Genomic DNA, 25940 nt, shown 5'->3' on the forward strand with positions numbered 1-25940 from the left:
GCGCGAGTGACGGGGCTCGAACCCGCGACCTCCGGCGTGACAGGCCGGCACTCTAACCAACTGAGCTACACCCGCGTATCAGGTCGAAACTTTTGAGCTGTTTCGAAAGCTTTTTGGGAAGGCGGTGTGCGCCACTCTTCTATTTCTAGAAGGAGTGGCGCGAGTGACGGGGCTCGAACCCGCGACCTCCGGCGTGACAGGCCGGCACTCTAACCAACTGAGCTACACCCGCGTTTCCCGGCCGAAGCGGCTGTGCGCCCCGGCGAGGGGCGTCGTTTAGGCGGGCTGACACATCGCGTCAAGCGACCTTTTCGGAGAAACGTGCCCCTCAACGCGACGGGGCTGTGGACGGTGTGACGATCGCCGCCTGGGGCGGGCTGTGCGGGCCCGCTACGCCGCCGTCGGCAGGCTCATGGGCCGCCACGGCGGGAGGCGGCGGCTCATAGTGGACGCCGACGCCCGGTCCCAGCGGCAGGTCGAAGGCGACCCAAGCCGCCACCATGGCCAAACCGGCGACTAGGAAGGCTCCGGCGTAGGGCAGCATGGTCGCCATCAGGGAGCCCAAACCGAATCGCGGATCCCATCGCTGGGCGAAGGTCAGGATCAGCGGGAAATAGCTCATCAGCGGCGTGGCGATGTTGGTGACGGAATCACCCATGCGATAGGCGGCGGTCGTCATCTCGGGCGAAATGCCCAGCAGCATGAACATCGGCACAACGATGGGCGCCAGGGCCGACCATTTCGCCGAGGCCGAGCCGATGAACAGGTCGAAGAAGCAGGAGACGAAGACGACGCAGATCAGAAGCAGCGGGGCGGGCAGGGCTAGGGTCTTCAGTCCGGCCGCCGCATTGACCGCCAGGATCGGCCCCAGGCCCGACCAATTGAACATAGCCACGAAGTGGGCGGCGAAGAAGGCCAGCACGATATAGGGCGCCAACTGGGCTATGCCGTCGCGCATCATCGTGACCATGTCGCGGTGCGATTGGATCGTGCCGGCTCCCGCGCCATAGGCGCCGCCGGTGACGAAGAAGGTGATGGCGAAGAAGGCGACCAGGGACTTGTAGAGTGGATTGAACTTCTGCTCCGGGTCCACCTCGGGATCGACGAACGGCGAGCCCGGTATGAAGGTCAGCAGAGTCCACAGAGCGATCATGCCCAGCAGCGCCAGACCGGCGAACTTCAGGCCGCGCTTCTCGGCGGCGGTCAGGGGCTGTTTTTCCGAAGCGTTCGGGGCGGCGACCCCCTCTGACGGCTTCCAGACGCCGAGGCGCGGCTCGATCACCCGGTCGGTCAGGAACCAGACGATGGGGGTGAAGACGAAGACGACGCCGACGATGAAGAACCAGTTGCCCGCGATATTCACGGAATAGGACGGATCGATCAGGCGGGCGGCCGGCTCAGTGATGCCCAGGATCAAGGCGTCGCTGGCGCCGGGAAACAGGTTGCCGGCGTATCCGCCCGACACGGCGGCGAAGCCTGCGGCCAGACCCGCCAGCGGATGTCGGCCCGCTGCAGCGAAGATGACGGCCGCCAGCGGGATGACCACGACATAGGAGGCGTCCGACGCGTGATGGGACACCATGCCCGTGATCACGACGACGGGCGTCAGTATGGAGCGCGGGGCGTTCAGCAGGGCGCCGCGAATGGCGGTGGCGAACATCCCGGTCCGTTCGGCGACAGAAGCGCCGTAGATGATGGTGATGACGATGCCGAGGGGCGGGAAGTCCGCCAGGGTGCGCGGCATGCCGATGATCAACTGTTCCAGATTCTCGGCCGACAGCAGGCTCTTGGCGACCAGTTGATCGCCGGTCACCGGATTGACGGCCGACCAGCCCAGGCCGGAGCCGACCATGCTGAGGACGATCAGACCGCCGATCAGCCACAGGAACAGGAAGACAGGATCGGGAAGTCGATTGCCGATCCGTTCGACAGCGTTCAGGGCGCGGCTGGCTAGGCTCATTCGGATGACTTTCGGTTACGCGATCGGCTCGCCAATAGGCCTTTGCAGCCCGGCGACGCGCAAGCGTCGGCCCTGCGACATATGGCGCGCAAAGTTGCGAGCCGTTCTCAATGAAAATCCAATGGCCGCAGGGGTTTGAACGGCGGCGGTCTTGGGTCTAAGAAGCGCCGAATCCCGCCTCTCCCCGGCGGACGAGGTTCTTCGAATGAACGCATTCCTTCTCGAATATCTTCCGGTCCTGGTCTTCGCCGGCGTAGCCGCCTTCATCGGCATTCTTTTCATCGTGCTGCCGCTGCTGCTGGCGCCGAAGAGCCCCGATAGTGAGAAGCTGTCGGCCTATGAGTGCGGCTTCAACGCCTTCGATGATGCCCGGATGAAGTTCGACATCCGCTTCTATCTGGTGTCGATCCTGTTCATCATCTTCGACCTGGAAGTCGCCTTCCTGTTCCCGTGGGCGGTGTCGATGTTCGATCTGTCGCACGCTGGCATGGTGTTCGCCTTCTGGTCGATGATGGTCTTCCTGGGCGTGCTGACCATCGGCTTCATCTACGAATGGAAGAAGGGAGCCCTGGAATGGGAGTAGTCGCCGCTTCCAAGCCCGCAGGCCTGGTGTCCGCATCGGGCGCGCCGCTGGTTCCGGCCGGCGCCGGCGCGCGTTCGACCGTCGAGGGTTATGACCCCAAGGTCCACGACAAGTTCTTCGAAGCCGTGAACATGGAGCTCGGCGAGCGCGGCTATCTGGTCGCCGCCGCCGACGACGTCATCAACTGGGCCCGCACGGGCTCGCTGATGTGGATGACGTTCGGCCTGGCCTGCTGCGCCGTCGAGATGATCCAGATGTCGATGCCGCGCTTCGATGTCGAGCGCTTCGGAATGGCGCCGCGCGCCAGCCCGCGTCAGTCCGACCTGATGATCGTCGCCGGCACCCTGACCAACAAGATGGCCCCGGCCATCCGCAAGGTCTACGACCAGATGCCTGATCCGCGTTATGTCGTGTCGATGGGCAGCTGCGCCAACGGCGGCGGCTACTACCACTATAGTTACAGCGTCGTGCGCGGTTGCGACCGCGTTGTGCCGGTCGATGTCTATGTGCCCGGCTGTCCGCCGACTGCCGAGGCGCTGCTTTACGGCCTGCTGCAACTGCAGAAGAAAATCCGTCGCACGGGGACCATCGACCGATGACCTCTCTGGCTGTTCAAGCGCAACACGAAGCCGCCCTGACGCCGCTGGGCGCGGAGATGGTCGGGGCGTTGGGCGTCGAGGCCCAGGTGGCGTTCGGCGAACTGACGCTGGTCGCGCCGCGCGAGCGGATCGTCGAGGTGCTGACGACGCTGCGCGATCAGTTCGGCTTCCAGCAACTGCTCGACCTGTGCGGCGTGGACTATCCGGATCGCAAGGAACGGTTCGAGGTGGTCTATCACCTGCTGTCGATGACGCGGAACGCGCGCCTGCGGGTCAAGGTCTCGACCGACGAGACTCAGCCGGTGCCTTCGGTCATCTCGGCCTATCCGGCCGCCAACTGGTTCGAGCGTGAAGCCTACGACATGTACGGCATGCTGTTCTCGGGCCACCCGGACATGCGTCGCCTGCTGACGGACTATGGCTTTGAAGGCCATCCGCTGCGCAAGGACTTCCCGATGACGGGCTATGTCGAGGTCCGTTACGACGAGGAACAGCGCCGCGTGGTCTATGAGCCGGTCAAGCTGACCCAAGAATTCCGCACCTTCGATTTCCTGTCGCCCTGGGAGGGCGCCGAATACCCCGCGCCGGTCCTGCCCGGCGACGAGAAGGCGGGAGGCCAGGCGTAATGGCTGACGGAAACCCCACCCTGCCGCCGCTGGGCGTCGATGTGTTCGAGGACGACCTCGACACCCGCACCGCCCACGCGCGCGAGATGGAAGACCGCAAGTTCACCATCAACTTCGGTCCGCAACACCCGGCCGCGCACGGCGTGCTGCGCCTGGTGCTGGAGCTGGACGGCGAAATCGTCGAGCGCGTCGATCCGCACATCGGCCTGCTGCACCGCGGCACCGAAAAGCTGATGGAGGCGCGCACTTACCTTCAGAACGTGCCGTATCTGGACCGGTTGGACTACGTCTCGCCGATGAACCAAGAGCACGCCTTCTGCCTGGCCATCGAGAAGCTGCTGGGCATCGAGGTTCCGTACCGGGCACAGCTGATCCGCGTCCTGTATTCGGAAATCGGCCGCATCCTGTCGCACATGCTGAACGTGACGACCCAGGCCATGGACGTCGGCGCCCTGACGCCGCCGCTCTGGGGCTTTGAGGAACGCGAAAAGCTGATGGTGTTCTACGAGCGCGCCTGCGGCGCCCGTCTGCACGCCAACTACTTCCGTCCCGGCGGAGTCCACCAGGACCTGCCGATGGACCTGATCGACGACATCGGCCGCTGGTGCCACGAGTTCCCGCCGGCGCTGAAGGACATCGAAAGCCTGGTCACCGAGAACCGCATCTTCAAGCAGCGCAACGTCGACATCGGCGTGGTGTCTAAGCAGCAGGCCCTGGAATGGGGCTTCACCGGCGTGATGCTGCGGGGCTCGAACATCGCCTGGGACCTGCGCAAGTCGCAGCCCTATGAGTGCTATGCCGAGCTCGACTTCGACGTGGTCGTCGGCAAGAACGGCGACTGCTGGGACCGCTATCTGGTGCGCATCGAGGAGATGAAGCAGTCGGTGCGGATCATGGAGCAGTGCATCCACAAGCTGCGCAACTGCCCTGGCGAGCCGGTGATGGTCGAGGACAACAAGATCGTCCCGCCGCGCCGTGGCGAGATGAAGCGCTCGATGGAGTCGCTGATCCACCACTTCAAGCTCTACACCGAGGGCTTCAAGACGCCCGAGGGCGAGGTCTATGCCTCGGTCGAGGCGCCCAAGGGCGAGTTCGGCATCTATCTGGTGTCGGACGGCACCAACAAACCGTATCGTGTGAAGATCTCGGCGCCGGGCTTCCGCTCGCTGCAGGCGATGGACTGGATGAACCGCGGCCACCAGTTGGCCGACGTGTCCGCCATTCTGGGCTCGCTCGACATCGTTTTCGGAGAAGTGGACCGATGAGCGTTCGTCGCCTCGCCAAGGAACAGCCCGCCTCGTTCGCCTTCTCGGCCGATACGACCGCCAAGGCCGAATGGTGGATCAAGAAATATCCAGAAGGTCGTCGCCAGTCGGCGGTGATCCCGATCCTGTGGCTGGTGCAAAAGCAGGAAGGTTGGGTGTCCGAGCCCGCCATCCGCGCCATCGCCGAACTGCTGGACATGGCCTATATCCGGGTGCTGGAGGTCGCGACCTTTTACACCATGTTCATGCTGGAGCCGGTCGGCAAGACAGCGCTGATCCAGGTGTGCGGCACCACGCCGTGCATGCTGCGCGGCGCCAATGAGCTGATGCGCGTCTGCAAGGAAAAGATCGGTCCCAAGGATCATCTGTCCGCCGACGGCCGCTTCACCTGGCAGGAAGTCGAGTGCTTGGGCGCCTGTTCCAACGCGCCGATGGCCCAGATCAACGACTACTATTTCGAGGACCTGACGCCCGAGACGATCGGCCGGATCATCGACGACTTCGCCGCCGGCAAGACGCCCGAGCCGGGCTCCTACATCGGTCGCACCAATGCGGCGCCGGAAGGCGGGCCAAAGACCCTGCTTGACGCGACGCTGTATGACGGCTCGGCCGCCAAGCCAATCAAGAAGCTGCCGAACAGCGACCCCGCGCCGGTCGAGAAGGCGCCGGCCTGATGTCGCCGCCGGATCTGAACACAGAGGAGGGCCGCGCAGCCTACCGCAAGGAACTGCGCAACGTCGGGCGTCCGCTGCGCGCGGGCGGCCTGGCCATGGTCGTCGGCGCGGCCGTTCTGATCCTGATCTCGCGTCAGGGCGTAGTCGGGCCGTGGGCGGTCAATCTCTCCTACTTCATGCTGGCGGCGGGCTGGGTGATGGTCATCGCGGCCATCTGGATGCGCACGCGCCACCACAAACGCCGTCTGGCGGGGGGGCTGTGATGGCGAAGCAAGCCAAGCCTGTTGATTTCAAAACCTTTTATCTCCTCGGCCTCGCCGATGTAGTCATGGGGTTGGGGCTGATCGTATTGACGCTGATGGGTGTCCTCCCGGTCGATCTGGACGTCATGATACCCGTGGGCGCGCTGATAGCCGTCATGGGCGTCGGGATCGCGCTGTGGGGCCGTAGCATGATGAAGCGCGCGGACACGCGCGGAGATCGGAACTGAAGATGGTCGGCATTCTCGAAGACAAGGATCGCATCTTCACCAACCTGTACGGCTTCCACGACTGGACGCTGGACGGGGCGAAGAACCGCGGCGCCTGGAACGCCACCAAGGACATGCTGGACCTTGGGCGCGACTGGATCATCAACAACGTCAAGGCTTCGGGTCTGCGCGGCCGGGGCGGCGCCGGCTTCTCGACCGGCCTGAAGTGGTCGTTTATGCCCAAGGAAGTGAAGGATCGTCCTCACTACCTGGTCATCAACGCCGACGAATCCGAGCCCGCGACCTGCAAGGACCGCGAGATCATGCGTCATGATCCGCACCTGCTGATCGAAGGCGCGCTGATCGCCAGCTTCGCGATGCAGGCGCATGCCTGCTACATCTATCTGCGCGGCGAATACGTGCTGGAGCGCGAGCGGATGGAAGCCGCCGTCAAGCAGGCCTATGACGCCAAGCTGATCGGCGACGGCAACGTCCACGGCTGGGACTTCCACGTCTATATCCACCACGGCGCGGGCGCCTACATCTGCGGCGAAGAGACGGCGCTGCTGGAATCGCTGGAAGGCAAGAAGGGTCAACCGCGCCTGAAGCCGCCGTTCCCGGCCGGTGCGGGCCTGTACGGCTGCCCGACCACGGTGAACAATGTCGAGTCGATCGCCGTCGTCGGCACGATCCTGCGTCGCGGCGCCGACTGGTTCGCCAGTTTCGGCCGTCCGAACAACACCGGCACCAAGCTGATGTCCCTGTCCGGCCACGTGAACACGCCCTGCGTGGTCGAAGAAGCCATGTCGATCCCGCTGCGTCAGTTGATCGAGGATCACGGCGGCGGCGTGCGTGGCGGCTGGAGCAATCTGAAGGCCATCATCCCGGGCGGCGCGTCCTGCCCGGTGATCACGCGCGAACAGGCCGAAACGGTCCTGATGGACTTCGATTCCATGCGCGAGGTTCGCTCGTCGCTGGGCACCGCCGGCGTGACCGTGATGGACGAATCCACCGACATCGTGAAGGCGATCGCCCGCATCAGCTACTTCTTCAAGCACGAGAGCTGCGGCCAGTGCACGCCGTGCCGCGAAGGCACCGGCTGGATGTGGCGCGTGCTGGAGCGGATGGCCGTGGGTGAGGCCGATCCGTCTGAAATCGACCTGCTGCTGGACGTCGCCGGACAGGTCGAGGGCCACACCATCTGCGCCCTGGGCGACGCGGCCGCCTGGCCGGTTCAGGGCCTGATCCGTCACTTCCGTCACGAGATCGAAGAGCGGATCGCCAACTATCGTAGCCGCCGCGCGAACTTCGCCGGCCACGCGATCGCGGCGGAGTAGAGATGCGCCTCGCCGTCGCCCTGTTGCTGACGCTTCCGATCCTCGCCGCTTGCGGCGAGGGGGAAAAGGCTGCGCCTGAAGCATCGACGGCGCCTGCGACGGCGGCTCCCGCTGACGTCGCGCCTGCCACGACGGCGGCGGCTCCGGCGAACCTCGAAGCGGCCTGCCGCGACGTGGTGAACCGCATGTATGGCCAGGAAGGCGACGCCGTCGCCTTCACCGCCACCGGCGAACGCACAGCCCAGGTGTCGTGGCGTGCGCCGGTCGATGGCGGCAGGTTGGAATTCGAATGCCGGGCGGAAGCCGACGGCGCGGGCCTGTTCCGCGACGGTCAGCGGATGTCCGTGGATGTACAAATGGCGGCTCCCGCCGCCAAGCAAGAGGCCCGCTGATGCCTATCGCCAAGGTCAACGGCGTCGAAACCGAGTTCGAGCCCGGCATGACCGTGCTCCAGGTCGCCGAACGCGCCGGACAAGAGATTCCGCGCTTCTGCTATCACGAGCGCCTGTCCATCGCCGGCAACTGCCGCATGTGCCTGGTCGAGGTGAAGCCTGGGCCGCCGAAGCCGCAGGCTTCGTGCGCGCTTCCGGCCGCCGACGGCCAGGAAATCTTCACCGACACGCCGATGGTCAAGAAGGCCCGCGAAGGGGTGATGGAGTTCCTGCTGATCAACCACCCGCTGGATTGCCCGATCTGCGACCAGGGCGGCGAGTGCGACCTGCAGGACCAGTCGGTCGGCTATGGCCGCGACGGCTCGCGCTATTCGGAGAACAAGCGCGCGGTTGAAGAAAAGGCGATGGGTCCGACCATCAAGACCTTCATGACGCGCTGCATTCAGTGCACGCGCTGCGTCCGCTTCATCACCGAAGTCGCAGGCGTGCCGGACATCGGCATGATCTCGCGCGGCGAGGACGCCGAGATCACGACCTATCTGGAAAAGTCGGTCGCCTCGGAGCTGTCGGGCAACGTCAACGACCTGTGCCCGGTCGGCGCCCTGACGCACCGCCCGTGGCAGTACCACTATCGTCCGTGGGAACTGAAGAAGACCGAGACCATCGACGTCATGGACGCCTTGGGTTCGAACATCCGCGCCGACTACCGCGGGTCCGAGGTCATGCGGGTGCTGCCGCGCGTCAACGAAGGCATCAATGAGGAGTGGCTGTCGGACAAGAGCCGCTATGTCGTCGACGGCCTGACCGCGCGTCGTCTGGACCGTCCGTGGATCCGCGAGAATGGCAAGCTGCGCGCCGCCTCGTGGAACGAGGCGCTGGACGCCGTCGCCGCCAAGCTGAAGGCCGCCTCGGCCAATCGTATCGGCGTCATCGCCGGCGACCTGCAGGACGCCGAGTCGATGAAGGCGACGCTGGATCTGTTCCGCGCGCTCGGCTCCAACAACACCGACTGCCGCCAGGACGGCGCCGCCCTGGGTTATGGCCCGCGTGAAGGCTGGCTGTTCAACTCCGGCCTGGAAGGCATTGAAAAAGCTGACGCTGTTCTGATCGTCGGCGCCAATCCGCGCACCGAGGCGCCGCTGCTGAACGCCCGCCTGCGCAAGGCCTGGCTGAAGGGCGACATGGAGATCGGTCTGATCGGCGAACAGGCCGACCTGACGTTCGACTACGCCTATCTGGGCGCAGGCACGCAGACCCTGGCCAAGTTGCCGAAGTCGGCGCTGGACTTCCTGACCAAGGCCGAGCGTCCGACGATCATCGTCGGCTCCGGCGCGCTGGGCGGGGAAGGCGGGCCGGCCGTCCTGAACGCGCTCGGCGCCCTGGCCAAGAAGGTCGGCGTCGTCGCCGACGGTTGGAACGGCTTCAACGTCCTGCACCACGCGGCGTCGCGCGTCGCCGGTCTGGACATGGGCTTCGTGCCGGCTGAGGGTGGCCTGACCGTCGCCGAAATGCTGAAGCCGGATGCGCTTGACGTTCTGTTCCTGCTGGGCGCCGACGAGGTCGATCCGACCGGTTCGAACGCCTTCCGTGTCTATCTGGGTAGTCACGGCGACCGCGGCGCGCACGGCGCGGACGTGATCCTGCCGGGCGCGGCCTATACCGAGAAGGCCGGCCTGTACGTCAACACCGAGGGCCGGGTGCAGATGGCCGAACGCGTCGTCTTCCCCAAGGGCGAGGCCAAGGAAGACTGGGCCATCATCCGCGCCCTGTCGGCGCGCGTCGACAAGACCCTGCCTTACGACACGCTGGAGCAACTGCGCGCCAAGCTGATGAGCGATCACCCGACCTTTGGCCGGATCGACTATCTGCCCGCGCCGGCGACGTTCGACGTGGCGGCCCTGGGCGCCAAGGGCAATCTGGGCGACCGCGCTTTCGTCTCGGTCGTGACCGACCCCTATCTTTCCAATCCGATAGCGCGCGCCAGCGCGACGATGGCCGAGCTGTCCGCCCTGCGGACCCAGCCGGTCGCAATGGCGGCGGAGTAAGCCATGGACCCCGTTTCCTTCTGGGCCACGCCTCTGGGCTGGACGCTGATCACGGTCGGCCAGGTCCTGCTGATCACGGTCGGCGTGCTGATCGCCGTCGCCTTCCTGCTGCTCGCCGACCGCAAGGTCTGGGCCGGCGTGCAGATGCGCAAGGGTCCGAACGTCGTCGGCCCCTTTGGTCTGCTTCAATCCTTCGCCGACATGATCAAGTTCGTGCTGAAGGAGGTCGTGATTCCGGCCGGCGCCGACAAGGCGGTCTTCATCATCGCCCCGATCATCACCGTGATCCTGGCCTTCATGGCGTGGGCGGTCATTCCGTTCGCGCCCGGTTGGGTCGTGTCGGACCTGAACGTGGGCATCCTGTACATCTTCGCCGTGTCGTCGCTGGGCGTTTACGGCATCATCATGGGCGGCTGGGCTTCGAACTCGAAGTATCCGTTCCTGGGTTCGCTGCGTTCCGCGGCGCAGATGGTGTCCTATGAAGTCTCGCTGGGCCTGATCATCATCAATGTGATCCTGCTGGCCGGCACCATGAACCTGTCGGCGATCGTCGACAGCCAGAAGGGCATGTTCTGGAACTGGTACGGCTTCGGCGGCGGCGCTGACACCTGGCCGCTGGTGGTGATCCTGTTCCCGATGTCGATCATCTTCTTCATCTCGGCCCTGGCCGAGACCAACCGCCCGCCGTTCGACCTGCCCGAGGCCGAGTCCGAACTGGTCGCCGGTTATCAGGTCGAATACAGCTCGACGCCGTATCTGCTGTTCATGATGGGCGAGTACGTCAACATCGTCTTCATGTCAGCGATGATCAGCCTGCTGTTCTTCGGCGGCTGGAATCCCGGCGTGCCGCAGGCCTGGATGGATGGGCTGCCGGCCTGGATCGCCTATACGATCTATCTGCTGACCTTCATGATCAAGACGGTGTTCTGGTTCATCATGATCTCGATGGTGAAGGCGTTCGTGCCGCGCTATCGCTATGACCAACTGATGCGTCTGGGCTGGAAGATCTTCTTGCCGACGTCGCTCGTCGCGGTCGTGATCGTGTCGGCCTGGCGCGTCTTCGTGGTGGGGTCGTGATGCGCGGTGTCATCATCGGCCTGGGGCTTTTGACGACGACCGCCGCCTGCGCGCCCGACGCGTCGCGCATGCCCGAGTCGAGCTATCAATGGCAGCAACGCCAGGACCGCATCGAACAGGATTGGCGCGCCAGCCAGACCGCTTCTCAGACGACGCCTGCCCCCAAGGATAAGCCCTGATGTTCACCCGTATCGTCCAGGCGACCAAGGGCGCGATGATGCTGGACGTCATCGGCGCCATCGGTCTGTCGCTGAAATATATGGCCCGTCCCAAGATGACGGTGAACTATCCGTTCGAGCGCAATCCGCAGTCGCCGCGTTTCCGCGGCGAGCATGCGCTGCGTCGCTATGCGAACGGCGAGGAACGCTGCATCGCCTGCAAGCTGTGCGAAGCCATCTGCCCCGCCCAGGCCATCACCATTGAGGCCGAGCCGCGCGCCGACGGCAGCCGCCGCACGACCCGCTATGACATCGACATGGTCAAATGCATCTACTGCGGCCTGTGCCAGGAGGCCTGCCCGGTGGACGCCATCGTGGAGGGGCCGAACTCGGAGTTCGCCGTCGAGACGCGCGAAGAGCTGCTCTACGACAAGCAACGCCTGCTCGATAACGGCGACCGCTGGGAACGGCAGATCGCCAAGAATCTGGAACTCGACGCGCCTTACCGCTAAGGCGCATCTCGCTAAACGGGTCGCCGATTCCAAACGGGGTCGCGGCCGATACGAAAGGGGCTTCGTCCCGACATGCTGCAAGGCATAGCCTTCTATCTGCTGGCGGCGGTCGCCACGGTTTCCGGCCTTCTGGTCGTGACCGCGCGCAACCCGGTGCACAGCGTGCTGTGGTTGATCCTGGCCTTCTTCTCGTCGGCGGGTCTGTTTGTCCTGCTGGGCGCCGAGTTCCTGGCGATGCTGCTGGTCGTCGTCTATGTGGGCGCGGTCGCGGTGCTGTTCCTGTTCGTCGTCATGATGCTGGACGTGGACTTCCTGAAGCTGCGCGAAGGTTACGCGCGCTATCTGCCGCTGGGCGCCATCATCGCCGCCGTGCTGCTGGTCGAGATGATCATCGTCTCGGTCGCCGTGGTTCAGGGCGGCGCCGCTGCGGGCCTGCCGGCGCCGGGCGCGCCGGACGCCAGCGTGACGAACGTCGAGGCCATCGGTCGCGTGCTCTACACGGACTATGTCTACTTCTTCCAGGCGGCCGGGATCGTGCTGCTGATCGCGATGATCGGCGCCATCACCCTGACCCTGCGCCACAAGCCGCACATCAAACGCCAGAACCCCGGCGACCAGGTGAACCGCGACCGTCGCAAGTCGGTCGAGATCAAGTCCGCCGCCACGGGCGAAGGCGTCAGCGCCGAGGAGCTTCTCTGATGATCGGTCTGACCCACTATCTGACGGTCGCTGCGATCCTGTTCACCATTGGGGTCTTCGGCATCTTCGTGAACCGCAAGAACGTCATCATCATCCTGATGTCGATCGAGCTGATCCTGCTGGCCGTAAACATCAACTTCGTCGCCTTCTCGGCCTATCTGAACGAGATCAGCGGGCAGATCATGGCGATGTTCGTCCTGACCGTCGCCGCGGCCGAGGCCGCCGTCGGCCTGGCGATTCTGGTGACCTTCTTCCGTAACCGCGGCGACATCGCCGTGGACGACGCCTCCGTGATGAAGGGCTGAGCGTGACCTTCCATACCCTCGTCATTCTCGGGATCTTCGCCCCGCTGCTGGGCGCGGCGATCGCCGGCTTCTTCGGACGCCGGATCGGCAACATCCCGTCGCAGGCCGTTACGACCGGCCTGCTGTTCTTCTCTTGCGTCGTGGCCTGGACGGTGTTCGGCCAATGGACCTGGGGCCATCTGGAGCCCTTCACCATCCGCCTGGCGCCCTTCATCAACGTGGGCGACTTCCAGTCGGCCTGGTCGATCCGCATCGACGCCCTGTCGGCGACCATGCTGATCGTGGTCACCAGCGTGTCGTCGCTGGTTCACCTGTACTCCTGGGGCTACATGGCCGAGGACGACAGCCGGCCGCGCTTCTTCGCCTATCTGTCGCTGTTCACCTTCATGATGCTGGCGCTGGTGACGGCGGCCGACTTCATGCAGATCTTCTTCGGCTGGGAAGGCGTGGGCCTGGCGTCCTATCTGCTGATCGGCTTCTGGTTCAAGAAGCCGACGGCCAGCGCCGCCGCCATCAAGGCCTTCGTCGTCAACCGCGTCGGCGACTTCGGTTTCGTGCTGGGGATCATGACGATCTTCTGGATGTACGGCACCATCAACTTCGCCGAACTGTTCCCGCTGATCGCCACCAAGGCCGGCACGACGTGGGAGTTCCTGGGCGTCCAGTGGTCCGCGCTGGATCTGGCCGGGTTCCTGCTGTTCATCGGCGCCATGGGCAAGTCGGCCCAGTTCTTCCTGCACACCTGGCTGCCCGACGCGATGGAAGGCCCGACGCCCGTGTCGGCCCTGATCCACGCCGCCACCATGGTGACCGCCGGCGTCTATATGGTCTGCCTGTTGAGCCCCATCTATGAATATGCGCCGGGCGCGTCGCAGATCATCGCCATCATCGGCGCCATCACGGCCCTGTTCGCCGCCACGGTCGGCCTGACCCAGAACGACATCAAGCGGGTCATCGCCTATTCGACCTGTTCGCAGCTGGGCTACATGTTCTTCGCGGCGGGCGTCGGCGCCTATCAGGCCGCCATGTTCCACCTGTTCACGCACGCCTTCTTCAAGGCCCTGCTGTTCCTGGGCGCCGGCTCGGTGATCCACGGCATGCACCACGAGCAGGACATGCGGAAGATGGGCGGCCTGTGGAAGCTGCTGCCGGTCACCTATGCAGTGATGACCATCGGCACCATCGCCATCACCGGCCTCGGCATCCCCGGCGTCGGCGGCTTCGCCGGCTTCTACTCCAAGGATTCGATCATCGAGAGCGCCTATGCCTCGGCGGCCTCGGGTCACTCGGCCATCGGCCTGTTCGCCTTCTTCGTCGGCATCATCGCCGCCGGTCTGACGGCCTACTATTCGTGGCGCCTGGTCTTCATGACCTTCCACAACAAGCCGGTGTGGAAGGAAGAGGGCGACGCCCATCATGCTGACGACCACGCTTCCCACGCCCAGCTGGAAACCCATTCCGAGCCGGTCGGCGATCATCACGACGATCATGCGCATGACGACCACGGTCATCATGGTCCGCTGAAGCCGCATGAGAGCCCGCTGGTCATGCTGGTCCCGCTGATCCTGCTGTCGGTCGGCGCCGTCGCGGCTGGCTTCGTCTTCGCGCCGCACTTCATCGGCCACCACGAGGGCGAGTTCTGGCGCGGCGCGATCTTCACCGGCGCGAACAACCACGTCCTGCACGAAAGCCACGACGTCCCGACCTGGGTGAAATGGTCGCCGCTGATCCTGACGCTGATCGGCACCGCCTTCGCCTATTGGATCTACGTCGCTCGCGAGGGCATGGGCCGTCGCATGGCCGAGCGGAACGGCGTCATCTACCGCTTCCTCTACAACAAGTGGTATTTCGACGAGCTGTACGACTTCGTCTTCGTGCGCGGCTTCCGCGCCATCGGGAACTTCTTCTGGAAGATCTGCGACGTGAAGGTCATCGACGGCTTGGGCCCGAATGGCGCCGCCTGGGTATCGCTGAAATCCGCCGCTCGACTGGGCAAGATCCAGTCCGGCTATGTCTATCACTACGCCTTCGTGATGCTGCTCGGGGTGGCTGGTCTGCTCACCTTCGCCATCCTCGCGTGGGGAGCCTGATCTCGTGCCCTACATCCTGAGCCTCGTTACATTCCTGCCCCTGGTCGGGGCCCTGGCGATCTTCGCCGCCCGGCTGACGTCAAAGTCGGCCGATGCGACCGCACCGGCCGCGCGCTGGATCGCGTTGATCACCACCCTGGTGACCCTGGCGGTGTCGGTCGCGCTGGTCGCCGGCTTCGATCCGGCTAACACCGGCTATCAGTTTGTGGAGATGGTCCCGTGGTTCGCGGGCGCCAGCTATCACCTGGGCGTCGACGGGATTTCGATCCTTTTCGTGCTCCTGACGGCCTTCCTGATGCCGATCTGCATCCTGGCCAGCTGGAAGTCGGTCGAGACGCGCGTCGTCGAATATATGATCGCCTTCCTGGTGCTGGAGACGCTGGTCATCGGGGTGTTCACCTCGCTGGACCTGTTCCTCTTCTACATCTTCTTCGAAGGCACGCTGGTCCCGATGTTCCTGATCATCGGCATCTGGGGCGGTCAGAACCGCATCTATGCGGCCTACAAGTTCTTCCTCTACACCCTGCTGGGGTCCGTCCTGATGCTGCTGGCCATGCTGTGGATGGCGCATGAGGCGGGCACCACCAGCATTCCCGAGCTGAAGCGTTTCGCCTTCGATCCGGCCGTCCAGCCGATCCTTTGGCTGGCCTTCTTCGCTTCGTTCGCGGTCAAGATGCCGATGTGGCCGGTTCACACCTGGCTGCCCGACGCCCACGTTCAGGCGCCGACGGCTGGTTCGGTCATCCTGGCAGGTATTCTGCTGAAGCTGGGCGGCTACGGCTTCATCCTGTTCAACGTGCCGATGTTCCCGATGGCGTCGGAGATGTTCCGGCCGCTGGTCTTCACCCTGTCGGTGATCGCCATCGTCTATACATCGCTGGTCGCCTGGCGTCAGACGGACATCAAGAAGCTGATCGCCTATTCGTCCGTGGCCCACATGGGCTTTGTGACCCTGGGCATCTTCGCGGGCAACCACATCGGCATGCAGGGCGCCATCTTCCAGATGATCAGCCACGGGCTGATCTCGGGCGCGCTGTTCCTGTGCGTTGGCGTCGTCTATGACCGGATGCACACTCGCGAGATCGCCTTCTACGGCGGCCTGACGTCCAAGATGCCGTGGTACGCCGCCATCTTCCTGATGTTCACCATGGCCAACGTCGGCCTGCCGGGGACCTCGGGCTTCATCGGCGAAGTTCTGACCATGACGGGCGCCTACAACGCCTCGACCTGGGCGGCGCTGGTCGCGGCCTCGGGCGTCATCTTCTCGGCGGTCTACGCCCTGACCCTGTACCGCGCGGTCATGTTCGGCGAGATCACCAATCCGAAGCTTGAGACCATCACCGACATCGACAAGCGCGAACTCCTGCTGTTCGTGCCCCTGATCGTCGGAACCATCTGGCTGGGGGTCCATCCGGCCTCAGTCCTTGATTACACCGGGCCTGCCGTCGAGGCCCTGACCAGCGCGTATCGCGCCGCGATCGGCGGGTGAGACTTACAGATGCCTGATCTATCCTCCGCCCTGCATCTCGCCGCCTCGGAAGTCACCCTCGCGGTCGGCGCCCTGGTCCTGCTGATGGTCGGCGCCTTCATGGGCGACAAGAGCGCCCGTCTGGTCTCGATCCTGTCGGTCCTGCTGCTGATCGCTGCATCGGTCATCTCGATCGTCGGACCTTGGGGCGTCGCCTTCAACGGCGCCTATGTCGCCGATCCGCTGGCCATCTACGCCAAGAGCCTGATCTATTTGTCGGCCGCCGTGGCGGTCGTGCTGGGTGACGGCTGGATGAAGCGTACGCGCATCGCCAAGTTCGAATATCCGGTCCTGATCGTGTTGGCCTCGGCCGGCATGGGGATGATGGCGTCCTCGGGCGACCTGATCTCCATGTATGTCGGGATCGAGCTGCACTCGCTGGCCCTGTATGTGCTCGCCGCCTTCCACCGCAACGACGTCAAGGCGTCGGAAGCGGGCCTGAAGTATTTCGTCCTGGGCGCGCTGTCGTCGGGCCTGCTGCTGTATGGCGCCAGCCTCATCTACGGCTTCGCCGGCTCTATGCGGTTCGAGGACATCGCCGCCGTCGCCGCCGACAATCCCGGCCCGGGCCTGGTCTTCGGCCTTGTCTTCCTGATCTGCGGCCTGGCGTTCAAGGTATCGGCCGCGCCGTTCCACATGTGGACGCCCGACGTCTATGAAGGCGCGCCGACGCCGGTCGTGGCCCTGTTCGCCACGGCGCCCAAGGTGGCGGCCATGGTGCTGATCGCTCGCGCGCTGGAAAACGGTTTCGGCGACGCCCACGCTCAGTGGTCGCAGGTCCTGATCGCCATCTCGCTGATCAGCTTCGTCGTCGGCGCCTTCGGCGGCCTGGCGCAGAAGGACATCCAGCGCCTGCTGGCCTATTCGTCGATCGCCAACATCGGTTACGCCCTGCTGGGCATTGCGGCGGGCACGGCCGAGGGCCTGCAGGCCATGCTGATGTTCATGACGCTGTATGTCATCGACCAGCTGGGCTTCTTCGCCATCCTGCTCAGCCTGTCCAAGTCGGGCCGTCCGATCCGCCGCATCGCCGATCTGGCCGGATTGAAGAAGGATCGTCCGCTGACGGCCGTGGCCCTGACCATCCTGTCGCTGTCGGTCCTGGGCATGCCGCCGTTCTCGGGTTTCTGGGGCAAATACTATGTGTTCGGCGCCGCCGCCGATGCAGGGATGTGGCCTGTCGCGGCCGCCGGTCTGGTCGCCTCGGTCGTCGCTGCCTTCTACTATCTGCGCATCATCAAGCTGATGTGGTTCGATGCGCCGGTGGACGACATTGCGACCGACGCTGCGCCGGTGGAGGCCAAGTGGATCGGCTGGGCGTGCGCCGCCTTCGCCTTCCCCCTGGTGATTGTCGGTCTGACTTGGTTGGAGCCGCTGACCAAGGCTGCGAGCGCCGGCTTCGGGAACGGGTAGGGCGTTGGCGCCCGTCCCACTGGTCATCCTCGACGAGATCGACTCGACCAACGCCGAGGCGCGCCGCCTCGCCGAGGCCGGAGAGGCGGGCCCGCGCTGGATCGTGGCACGCCGCCAGACCGCTGGCCGCGGTCGGCGGGGTCGCAAGTGGGACACCGATCAGGGCAATCTGGCCGCCACCCTTCTGATCACCACGCCCAAGTCGGCGGCCGAGGCGGCCCAGGCGACCTTCATCGCGGCCCTGGCCGTCGCAGACCTGCTGGACGTCTTCGTTTCGCCCGCGCTCGTTTCGATAAAATGGCCCAACGACGTCCTGCTGGACGGGGTCAAGGTGTCGGGCATCCTGGTCGAATCCGGCCGGCATGCGAACGGCGACCTCTGGCTGGCGGTCGGCATCGGCGTGAACCTGGCCCATGCGCCCGAGGGCACCGAGCGGGGGGCGACCTCGGTTGCCGAACGTCTGCGCGCCGACCTGGCCTATGTCCCGCCGATCGAGGCCGCCGCCGAAATCCTGGCCGAGACCTTCGCCGTCTGGTGGGGGCGCTGGCAGACGATGGGCTTCGAGCCCGTGCTCGACGCCTGGACCAGTCGTCTGACGGGCCTGAACGGACCGTGCGTCGCGCGACTAGATAACGAGACGATCGAGGGACAGGCCGAGGGCGTGGAGCCGGATGGCGCCCTGCGCCTGCGTCTGGCCGACGGTTCGGTACGTTTGATTTCCGCGGGCGATGTCTTCTTCGGGAAAGCCGCCTGATGCTTCTCGCCATCGAGCAGGGCAACACCAATACGCTGTTCGCGGTCCACGACGGCACGGATTGGATCGCCCAGTGGCGCGCTGCGACCGAGGCCAGCCGCACGGCCGACGAATACGCCGTCTGGCTTAACCAGCTGATGGTGATGAAGGGGCTGAAGTTCGACGCCCTGGGCGGCTGCATCATCTCCAGCGTCGTGCCGCAGTCGATCTTCAACCTGCGCAATCTGGCGCGGCGCTATCTGAACATCGAGCCTCTGGTCATCGGCGAGAACGCCGAACTGGGCATCGAGGTGCGGATCGCCAAACCTAGCGAGGCGGGCGCCGATCGTCTCGTGAACGCCGTGGGCGCCTCGCTGACGTATCCCGGCGACCTTCTGCTGATCGACAGCGGCACGGCGACGACCTTCGACATCGTCTCGGGGGATGGCGCCTTCGAGGGCGGTCTGATCGCGCCCGGCATCAATCTGTCGCTTCAGGCCCTGCACGAAGCGGCGGCCAAACTGCCGCGCATCGCCATTCAGAAACCCGAGAACGTCATCGGCAAGGGCACGGTCGAGGCCATGCAGTCCGGCGTTTTCTGGGGCTATATCTCGTTGATCGAAGGCTTGGTCGGGCGCATCAAGGCGGAGTGGGGCAAGCCCATGACCGTCGTCGGCACCGGCGGGGTCGCCAGCCTGTTCGAAGGCGCGACCGACAGCATCGATCACTTCGATCCCGACCTGACTATTCGCGGCCTCCTCGAAATCTGGCGTCGTAACGCCCATTTGACTGATTGAATGAAAAAGCAAACCCAAGACGAACTCGTTTTCCTGCCGCTGGGCGGCTCGGACGAGGTCGGTATGAACCTGAACGCCTATGGCTTCGGCCCAGAGGCGAACCGTGAATGGCTGATCGTCGACGTCGGCGTCACCTTCGGCGACCTGTCTACGCCCGGCGTGGATGTGATCGTGCCCGATCCCACCTTCCTGGAGGGTGAGAATATCAAGGGCATCGTGCTGACCCACGCGCACGAAGATCACATCGGCGCCCTGGGCTGGCTGTGGCCGCGCATCAAGGCGCCGATCTACGCCACGCCCTTCACCGCCTATCTGATCCGCGACAAGCTGCGCGAGCGCGGCATTCTGGACGAGGTCGAACTGATCGAGGTGCCGCTGGGCGGGACCGTGGACATCGGCACGTTCGGCGTGACCTTTGTCAACATGACCCACTCGATCGCCGAGCCCAGCGGCCTGGCCATCGATACGCCGCTGGGAATGGTGTTCCACACCGGCGACTGGAAGATCGACGACCAGCCGGTGATCGGGACCAAGACCGACGCCCCCGTCATCCGCGCCCTGGGCGACGAAGGCGTGCTGGCCATGGTCTGCGATTCGACCAATGTCTTCGTGCCGGGCGTCGCCGGGTCCGAGGGCGATGTCGCCGTCGCCATCTCCAAACTGATCGCCAGCCTGAAGGGGCGCGTCGCGGTCGGCTGTTTCGCCTCCAACGTCGCCCGTATGGACAGCGTGATCCGTGCGGCCGAGGCCTGCGGGCGTCGCGTGGCCCTGGCCGGCCGGTCGATGCACCGGATCACGGCGGCGGCCAAGCACGTCGGCATGCTGAAGGACGTGAAGCCCTTCCTGTCGGACGAGGAGGCCCGCGTCTGGCCCGCCGATCAGATCCTGTATCTGTGCACCGGCAGCCAAGGCGAGGCGAGGGCGGCCCTGTCGCGCGTCGCTGACGGCACCCACCCGGTCGTGAAACTGGGTCTGGGCGACCACTGCATCTTCTCTTCGCGCCAGATCCCCGGCAACGAACTGGCGATCGGCAATCTGCAGGACCGGCTCGCGGACCGCGGCGTGCGGCTCTACACCGAGAAGGATCACCCCGGCATCCACGTCTCGGGCCACCCCTGCCGTGACGAGCTGAAGCAGATGTACGAATGGGCCCGGCCGCAGATCGCGGTGCCGACCCACGGCGTGCGTCGCTTCCTCCTGGAACACGCCAATCTGGCCAAGGACATGGGCGTTCCGGAAACGGTGACGCCGCGCAACGGCGACATGGTCCGCCTGGCCCCTGGCCCAGCCAAGATCATCGACGAGGTGCCGAACGGCCGCCTCTATGTCGACGGCGGCATGCTGGTGACCGAGCAAGGCGAGGCCCTGAAGGAGCGTCGTCACGCCTCGACAAACGGCGTGCTGATCGTCAGCTTCGCCTTGGACAAGCGCGGTCGCATCGCCAGCGACATCGACATCCGCAGCGTCGGCCTGCCCGGTGATACGGCCACTCCGCTCGGCGATGCGCTGGACAAGCTGGCCGAGCGCGTCGAACAGGTGGTCAAAGGCCTGAAGGGCGATGCTCTGGAAGATGAAATGGTCATCGAACAGGCCGTCGCCCGCGTGCTGAAAAAGGCCAGCCAGCAGATCTGGGATCGTCGTCCCATCGTCGAGACGGTCGTCCTGCGCGTCTGATGCAACCTTGACCGTTTGGGCGCATTTGTCGTGCGCCTGAACGGTCGGGGAAACGCATGTCGAAAAAGCCTGCCCGTGCGCGCCGCCTGCTGGAGCGCATCCGGCACGCCCGCCATCCGCTGCGCGGTTGGCGACGATGGGCGGTGATTGCGGGGCAAGGGCTGGTCGGCTTCGTCGCCCTGTTCGCCGTGGTCAATCTGGTGCTCAGCCTATCGACGTTCCGGGGCGAAGACCCCCTGGCGCGTACGGTTCACGAACTGCGCGTACTGTGGTTCAGCCCACCCGACGGCCAGCCGATGTCGCCGACCGCCTTTCCGACGGTCTATGGTCGCGATCTGGGACCAGCGCCCGACACCGCCGCCATCCATGCCTATCTGGAGCGCGAGGCGGAGGACGGCGTCTTTCTGCTCGACCACGTCATGGTCGATCGCATCCTGAAGCTGAATGGCCGGATCGATGCGCGCAGCGTGCCGTCGGGCGTCTATGTCGGCGCCCATGCCCTAGGACCGGACGGGATGCCGCTGGTGCCGGTGACCAAGTTCATGGCGCAATATCTGCTGTTTCCCCGTCATGCTTATATTCTGGTTGTGCCTGAGAGTGGGCCGGCCATCGCCTTCTCCGCCAGCCAGAACGCCAAGTTCGGCATCGACATTCATCCCGAACGCCTGTCGGCCGAGATCGCGTCGTTCGATCCGAACGCCTATGACTTTCCCAGTTCGGGCGAGGCGCTGCACGAGATGACCCGCATCACCAATGACCCGGCGCGCGTCGCGACGGCTGTCGAGACGTTGAAGGGCGCCCAGGCTCGCCTGGCGCAGGAAGGCCTGACCTACGGCCTTCTGGCGCCTAACTCGAACACGGCGGTCGGTTGCGTGCTGCAAGGCGCCGGGGCGATCACGCAGCAGGCGCGCTCTTCGATCCTTCTTGCGCTACGGGCGCCGGGGTTTGGCGCATCGTGCGAATAGCGGTCGCGCCGACGACCTCAACTCGGATATATCCATGCCGATGACCGAGCGACTCTTCCTGCTGAACCCCGACTGGCACGACGATCAGGGCGGTCCGTGGTTCTGCCCGCCTGGCGCCTATATCGAGGGTGTCCTGGCCTTCTATCCTCAGCTTCGCGATGCGCTGGACGTCGTCTATCTGGACCATCCGCGCCCGCGCCAGCCGGTCATCGACCAAGTCGGCGAGGCCCATCAGAGCTGCCCCATCCTGATCCTGGACGGCGAGCTGGATTGGCCCGAGGCCGAGGTCAGCGAGACGACCGGCCGGCGGTTTCTTCAGGATCACGCCATCGCTCCCTATCTGGCGGCCCGCTACGGCGTCGGCCGGCCCCATCCCTAGAGGTCCGTCATGCCCATCGGCGTCTTCACCATGGTCGGCATCTACATCATCGCCTGGTGGACGGTGCTGTTCGCCGTGCTGCCGCTGGGCACGGCCAGCGAGACGCACGAGCCGCCGACCGACGGCTCACAATGGGGCGCGCCCAAGACGCCCAATCTGAAGAAGAAGTTCCTGACGACCACCTGGGTCTCAGCCTTGGTCTGGGTGTTCGTGATGGTGCTGATCTTCACGGGCTGGCTGCCCCTGCCGAACTTCGCCAGCGGCCCGGCCGTCTAAACGACGCATCGGCCTAGCTTTCGCCCCGTCCGAGCGGCTAAAGCCTTGTTCCGTCTCTACGCCTAGGATTCCCGACCATGCGCCTGTCGCGCTTTTTCCTGCCCACGCTGAAGGAAGCTCCTTCGGACGCCCAGATCGTCTCGCACCAGCTGATGCTGCGCGCCGGCATGATCAAGCAGGAGGCCGCCGGCATCTACGCTTGGCTGCCGCTGGGTTTGAAGGTGCTGCGCAAGATCGAGCAGATCGTGCGCGAGGAGCAGATGCGAGCCGGTGCCGTCGAACTGCTGATGCCGACGCTGCAACTGGCCGACCTGTGGCGCGAGAGCGGCCGCTATGACGCGTACGGCCCCGAGATGCTGCGCATCACCGACCGGCATGAGCGTGAGCTACTGTACGGACCGACCAACGAGGAGATGATCACCGACATCTTCCGGGCCTATGTGAAGTCCTACAAGTCGCTGCCGCTGAACCTGTTTCACATCCAGTGGAAGTTCCGCGACGAGCGCCGTCCGCGCTTTGGCGTGATGCGAGGGCGCGAGTTCCTGATGAAGGACGCCTATTCGTTCGACGTGGACGAGGCCGCGGCCCGCGTCGCCTACAACCGCATGTTCGTCGCCTATCTGAACACTTTCGCCCGCATGGGCCTGAAGGCTGTGCCGATGCGCGCCGACACAGGCCCCATCGGCGGCGATCTAAGCCACGAGTTCATCGTCCTGGCGGAAACTGGCGAGAGCGAGGTCTTCTGCGACCGCAAGCTGGTCGAGATGCCCGCGCCCGGCGACGACTTCAGCGCGGAGGCCGTGCAGGCCGTCTTCGACGAACGCACCGCCCTCTACGCCGCCACCGAAGAGATGCACGATCCGGCGCAGTTCGAGGCCAAGACCGCCGAAGGCGACCGCCTGTCGGCGCGCGGCATCGAGGTCGGCCACATCTTCTACTTCGGCACGAAATACTCCGCCCCGATGAAGGCCAAGGTCGCCGGGCCTGACGGGCAGGACGCCGAGGTCCACATGGGCAGCTATGGCGTCGGCGTGTCGCGCCTGCTGGGGGCCATCATCGAAGCGAGCCACGACGCCGGCGGCATCATCTGGCCCGATGCGGTCGCGCCGTTCGACGTGGTCGTGATCAATCTGCGCGCCAATGACGAGGCCGTCTCGGCCGCCTGCGAAGACGCTGTGGCCCAGCTTGAAAAGCTCGGCAAGGACGTCCTCTACGACGACACCGACGAACGTCCCGGCGGCAAGTTCGCCACCGCTGACCTGATCGGCGTGCCGTGGCAGCTGACCATCGGTCCCAAGGGACTGGCGGACGGCGTGGTCGAACTGAAACGCCGCGCCACTGGCGAGAAGGTCTCCGTGCCGCTCGCCGAAGCTATCGAAAGGCTGACCGCTTGAGCCTGCCGTCTCGTCCGTCCGGCGCCTTCTCCTCGTGGGAGATCGGCCTGGCCCTGCGCTACCTGCGCGCCAAGCGCAAGGAAGGCGGCGTCGCCACCATCGCCGTCATCAGCTTCATCGGCATCATGCTGGCCGTCGCCGTCCTGATCAGCGTGATGAGCATCATGTCCGGCTTCCGCAGCGAACTGCTGGGCCGCATGCTGGCGTTCAACGGCCACATGTATGTGCAGGGCCCGGTTTTGACGTCGCCTGATCGAGACGCAGTCCTGAAAAAGATCGAGGCGATCCCGGGCGTTTACAGCGTCAATCCGCTGAACGAAGCCCAAAGCCTGATCCGTGTGGGCAACTTCACGACGGGCGTGATGGTCAAGGGTATCCGCCCACAGGATCTGGCCAAAACTCAATACGTCTTTGACAGCTTGTCGCCGCAGGAGCGGGCGAGCTTCGGTCAAGGCGCTTATGGCGGCGACCGAGTGCTGATCGGCGCGGCTTTGGCGAACTCGTTGGGGCTGCGCGTCGGCGACGCCATCACGGTCTATTCGCCGACCGGGGCCGACAGTGCTTTCGGCAACCTCGGCGGATTGGAAAAGACCTATTTCGTCGGCGGCCTGTTCCGTTCGGGCGCCGCCGACTACGACCGCGCCTTCATGTTTATGCCTCTGGAGCAGCAGCAGCTCTTCTTCGGCAAGGAAGGGGTCTGGGACGCGATCGAGATTAAGGTCGACGATCCCGATCAGGTCGGCGCCCTGACCGCCGCCATCCGCGACGCGGCCGGTCCCGGCTCGGTCGTCAGCGACTGGCGCGAGCGGCTCGCCGCCTTCTATGGCGCGCTGAAGGTCGAACGCGTGGCCATGAGCATCATCCTGGGCCTCGTCGTCGCCATCGCCGCCATGAACATCATCTCCGGCATCGTCATGCTGGTGAAGAACAAGGGCCGCGACATCGCCATCCTGCGCACCATCGGCGCCAGCCCCTCGGCGATCCTGCGCGTCTTCTTCATGGCCGGCGCCATGATCGGGGTCGCGGGCACGATCGCGGGGCTGATCCTGGGTCTGCTGTTCTGCTGGAACATCGGCTCGATCCAGCATTTCCTGGAGTTCGTGCTGCAGACCAAGCTGTTCGATTCCGATGTCTATATGCTGGACGCCATCCCGGCCCTGGTCGATCCGATGGACGTGACCTGGGTGGCCTTCTGGTCTCTGTTGATGAGCTGTATCGCCAGCCTGCCGCCGTCCTGGAACGCGTCTCGCATCGATCCCGTAGAGGCGCTCCGCTATGAGTAAGGCTCCCATCCTTTCGGTGCGCGGCCTGACCCGCACCTATGACACCGCGCAAGGCGGCCTGACCGTGCTGAAGGGCGTGGATCTGGACGTCTATCCCGGCGAACTGGTCGGGCTGATCGGACCGTCGGGCTCGGGCAAGTCGTCTCTGCTGCACGCCGCCGGCCTGTTGGAGAAACCCACCAGCGGTACCGTAGCTATCGACGGCGAACAGGTCGGTGATCTGGACGAGCGCGCCCGCACACGCCTGCGCCTGGGCCGGATCGGCTTCGTCTACCAGTTCCACCACCTGCTGCCCGAGTTCGATGCGCGCGACAATGTCGCCCTGCCAATGCGGATCGCCGGGTTGTCCCAAGACGAGGCGCGCAAGCGCGCCGAGGTCACGCTGACGGCGCTGGGGCTAGGCGAACGCCTGACGCACCAGCCGGCTCAGCTGTCGGGCGGCGAACAGCAGCGCGTCGCCATCGGTCGCGCGCTGGCCAACGGCCCACGCCTGCTGCTGGCCGACGAGCCGACAGGCAATCTGGATCCGACCACCAGCCAATCCGTGTTCGAATCCCTGCGCAACTTGGCCAAGACCACGGGCGTCGCCGCCCTGATCGCCACCCACAATATGGAGTTGGCCGGCCATATGGACCGTGTCTTCGCCCTGAAGGACGGTCATCTGGAACAGCGCAAGGCCCAGAGCCACGCCTACTGAGCCATGCCTA

General features: G+C 65.1%; 28 protein-coding genes and 2 tRNA genes. 27 read left to right on the plus strand and 3 right to left on the minus strand.

What is annotated here, in order from left to right:
• Window position 1 precedes the first annotated feature (1 nt).
• The 3 genes from AC3WRC_RS08485 to AC3WRC_RS08495 form a co-directional block, all read right to left on the minus strand.
• Window positions 2-75: transfer RNA gene (locus AC3WRC_RS08485), tRNA-Asp, on the minus strand.
• A gap of 80 nt (window positions 76-155) precedes the next feature.
• Window positions 156-232, minus strand: a tRNA-Asp gene (locus tag AC3WRC_RS08490).
• A gap of 96 nt (window positions 233-328) precedes the next feature.
• Window positions 329-1960 carry an AbgT family transporter gene (locus AC3WRC_RS08495; protein ID WP_492303558.1) on the minus strand — a complete coding sequence of 544 codons (1632 nt, stop codon included), beginning with the start codon at window positions 1958-1960 and terminating at the stop codon, window positions 329-331.
• Between the two features lie 205 nt (window positions 1961-2165).
• On the opposite strand from AC3WRC_RS08495, the gene AC3WRC_RS08500 reads away from it, so the two are divergent.
• The 27 genes from AC3WRC_RS08500 (at window position 2166) to AC3WRC_RS08630 (ending at window position 25930) form a co-directional block, all read left to right on the plus strand.
• Window positions 2166-2543: an NADH-quinone oxidoreductase subunit A gene (locus AC3WRC_RS08500; protein WP_017503999.1), complete on the plus strand. Its 378-nt coding sequence runs from the start codon at window positions 2166-2168 to the stop codon at window positions 2541-2543.
• Window positions 2513-3142 carry a NuoB/complex I 20 kDa subunit family protein gene (locus AC3WRC_RS08505; RefSeq protein ID WP_087119131.1) on the plus strand — a complete coding sequence of 210 codons (630 nt, stop codon included), beginning with the start codon at window positions 2513-2515 and terminating at the stop codon, window positions 3140-3142. The genes AC3WRC_RS08500 and AC3WRC_RS08505 overlap by 31 nt, the downstream gene beginning before the upstream one ends.
• A complete protein-coding gene (locus AC3WRC_RS08510; RefSeq protein WP_017503997.1) occupies window positions 3139-3768 on the plus strand; it encodes an NADH-quinone oxidoreductase subunit C in 630 nt (209 codons plus the stop codon). The genes AC3WRC_RS08505 and AC3WRC_RS08510 overlap by 4 nt, the downstream gene beginning before the upstream one ends.
• 86 nt (window positions 3769-3854) lie before the next feature.
• A complete protein-coding gene (locus tag AC3WRC_RS08515) occupies window positions 3855-5033 on the plus strand; it encodes an NADH-quinone oxidoreductase subunit D (protein ID WP_088582886.1) in 1179 nt (392 codons plus the stop codon).
• A complete protein-coding gene (nuoE, locus tag AC3WRC_RS08520; protein WP_017503995.1) occupies window positions 5030-5707 on the plus strand; it encodes an NADH-quinone oxidoreductase subunit NuoE in 678 nt (225 codons plus the stop codon). Before AC3WRC_RS08515 ends, nuoE begins: the two co-directional genes overlap by 4 nt.
• Window positions 5707-5970: a hypothetical protein gene (locus AC3WRC_RS08525; protein WP_492303559.1), complete on the plus strand. Its 264-nt coding sequence runs from the start codon at window positions 5707-5709 to the stop codon at window positions 5968-5970. Before nuoE ends, AC3WRC_RS08525 begins: the two co-directional genes overlap by 1 nt.
• Window positions 5970-6197, plus strand: coding sequence for a hypothetical protein (locus tag AC3WRC_RS08530; protein WP_492303560.1), 228 nt, complete (start codon window positions 5970-5972; stop codon window positions 6195-6197). Before AC3WRC_RS08525 ends, AC3WRC_RS08530 begins: the two co-directional genes overlap by 1 nt.
• A gap of 2 nt (window positions 6198-6199) precedes the next feature.
• On the plus strand, window positions 6200-7513 hold the full coding sequence (gene nuoF, locus AC3WRC_RS08535) for an NADH-quinone oxidoreductase subunit NuoF (protein ID WP_091747082.1): 1314 nt from the start codon (window positions 6200-6202) through the stop codon (window positions 7511-7513).
• Window positions 7514-7515: 2 nt separating this feature from the next.
• The gene (locus tag AC3WRC_RS08540; RefSeq protein ID WP_492303561.1) at window positions 7516-7905 is read left to right on the plus strand and encodes a hypothetical protein; all 390 of its coding nucleotides are present in this window, start codon (window positions 7516-7518) and stop codon (window positions 7903-7905) included.
• Window positions 7905-9950, plus strand: a complete 2046-nt coding sequence (gene nuoG, locus AC3WRC_RS08545) for an NADH-quinone oxidoreductase subunit NuoG (RefSeq protein WP_492303562.1) — start codon at window positions 7905-7907, stop codon at window positions 9948-9950. The genes AC3WRC_RS08540 and nuoG overlap by 1 nt, the downstream gene beginning before the upstream one ends.
• Window positions 9951-9953: 3 nt before the next feature.
• Window positions 9954-11027, plus strand: a complete 1074-nt coding sequence (gene nuoH, locus AC3WRC_RS08550) for an NADH-quinone oxidoreductase subunit NuoH (RefSeq protein WP_295173776.1) — start codon at window positions 9954-9956, stop codon at window positions 11025-11027.
• Window positions 11027-11206 carry a hypothetical protein gene (locus tag AC3WRC_RS08555; protein ID WP_492303563.1) on the plus strand — a complete coding sequence of 60 codons (180 nt, stop codon included), beginning with the start codon at window positions 11027-11029 and terminating at the stop codon, window positions 11204-11206. Before nuoH ends, AC3WRC_RS08555 begins: the two co-directional genes overlap by 1 nt.
• Window positions 11206-11697 carry an NADH-quinone oxidoreductase subunit NuoI gene (gene nuoI, locus AC3WRC_RS08560; RefSeq protein WP_017503987.1) on the plus strand — a complete coding sequence of 164 codons (492 nt, stop codon included), beginning with the start codon at window positions 11206-11208 and terminating at the stop codon, window positions 11695-11697. Before AC3WRC_RS08555 ends, nuoI begins: the two co-directional genes overlap by 1 nt.
• Before the next feature lie 72 nt (window positions 11698-11769).
• Window positions 11770-12396: an NADH-quinone oxidoreductase subunit J gene (locus AC3WRC_RS08565; protein ID WP_017503986.1), complete on the plus strand. Its 627-nt coding sequence runs from the start codon at window positions 11770-11772 to the stop codon at window positions 12394-12396.
• Window positions 12396-12701 carry an NADH-quinone oxidoreductase subunit NuoK gene (gene nuoK, locus AC3WRC_RS08570; protein ID WP_039247409.1) on the plus strand — a complete coding sequence of 102 codons (306 nt, stop codon included), beginning with the start codon at window positions 12396-12398 and terminating at the stop codon, window positions 12699-12701. The genes AC3WRC_RS08565 and nuoK overlap by 1 nt, the downstream gene beginning before the upstream one ends.
• Window positions 12702-12703: 2 nt before the next feature.
• Window positions 12704-14791 carry an NADH-quinone oxidoreductase subunit L gene (gene nuoL, locus AC3WRC_RS08575; RefSeq protein WP_492303564.1) on the plus strand — a complete coding sequence of 696 codons (2088 nt, stop codon included), beginning with the start codon at window positions 12704-12706 and terminating at the stop codon, window positions 14789-14791.
• 4 nt (window positions 14792-14795) lie between these two features.
• On the plus strand, window positions 14796-16280 hold the full coding sequence (locus AC3WRC_RS08580) for an NADH-quinone oxidoreductase subunit M (protein ID WP_492303565.1): 1485 nt from the start codon (window positions 14796-14798) through the stop codon (window positions 16278-16280).
• 9 nt (window positions 16281-16289) lie between these two features.
• The gene (nuoN, locus tag AC3WRC_RS08585; protein ID WP_492303566.1) at window positions 16290-17732 is read left to right on the plus strand and encodes an NADH-quinone oxidoreductase subunit NuoN; all 1443 of its coding nucleotides are present in this window, start codon (window positions 16290-16292) and stop codon (window positions 17730-17732) included.
• A 4-nt stretch (window positions 17733-17736) separates the two neighbouring features.
• A complete protein-coding gene (locus AC3WRC_RS08590; RefSeq protein ID WP_174085179.1) occupies window positions 17737-18486 on the plus strand; it encodes a biotin--[acetyl-CoA-carboxylase] ligase in 750 nt (249 codons plus the stop codon).
• Window positions 18483-19262, plus strand: coding sequence for a type III pantothenate kinase (locus tag AC3WRC_RS08595; RefSeq protein WP_066551617.1), 780 nt, complete (start codon window positions 18483-18485; stop codon window positions 19260-19262). The genes AC3WRC_RS08590 and AC3WRC_RS08595 overlap by 4 nt, the downstream gene beginning before the upstream one ends.
• On the plus strand, window positions 19263-20936 hold the full coding sequence (locus tag AC3WRC_RS08600; RefSeq protein WP_492303567.1) for a ribonuclease J: 1674 nt from the start codon (window positions 19263-19265) through the stop codon (window positions 20934-20936).
• A 56-nt stretch (window positions 20937-20992) separates the two neighbouring features.
• Window positions 20993-21901: a hypothetical protein gene (locus AC3WRC_RS08605; protein ID WP_492303568.1), complete on the plus strand. Its 909-nt coding sequence runs from the start codon at window positions 20993-20995 to the stop codon at window positions 21899-21901.
• A gap of 34 nt (window positions 21902-21935) precedes the next feature.
• A complete protein-coding gene (locus AC3WRC_RS08610) occupies window positions 21936-22280 on the plus strand; it encodes a DUF3088 family protein (protein WP_228763565.1) in 345 nt (114 codons plus the stop codon).
• A 9-nt stretch (window positions 22281-22289) separates the two neighbouring features.
• On the plus strand, window positions 22290-22556 hold the full coding sequence (locus AC3WRC_RS08615; RefSeq protein ID WP_055753501.1) for a DUF1467 family protein: 267 nt from the start codon (window positions 22290-22292) through the stop codon (window positions 22554-22556).
• 77 nt (window positions 22557-22633) lie between these two features.
• A complete protein-coding gene (proS, locus tag AC3WRC_RS08620) occupies window positions 22634-23950 on the plus strand; it encodes a proline--tRNA ligase (protein ID WP_492303569.1) in 1317 nt (438 codons plus the stop codon).
• Entirely contained in the window at window positions 23947-25233 is a 1287-nt protein-coding gene (locus AC3WRC_RS08625) for a lipoprotein-releasing ABC transporter permease subunit (protein ID WP_492303570.1), read from the plus strand. Before proS ends, AC3WRC_RS08625 begins: the two co-directional genes overlap by 4 nt.
• Window positions 25226-25930: an ABC transporter ATP-binding protein gene (locus tag AC3WRC_RS08630; RefSeq protein ID WP_492303571.1), complete on the plus strand. Its 705-nt coding sequence runs from the start codon at window positions 25226-25228 to the stop codon at window positions 25928-25930. Before AC3WRC_RS08625 ends, AC3WRC_RS08630 begins: the two co-directional genes overlap by 8 nt.
• Window positions 25931-25940: the final 10 nt, after the last annotated feature.

The sequence above is a fragment of the Brevundimonas sp. EU05-FHT14B07 genome, from assembly GCF_058790795.1.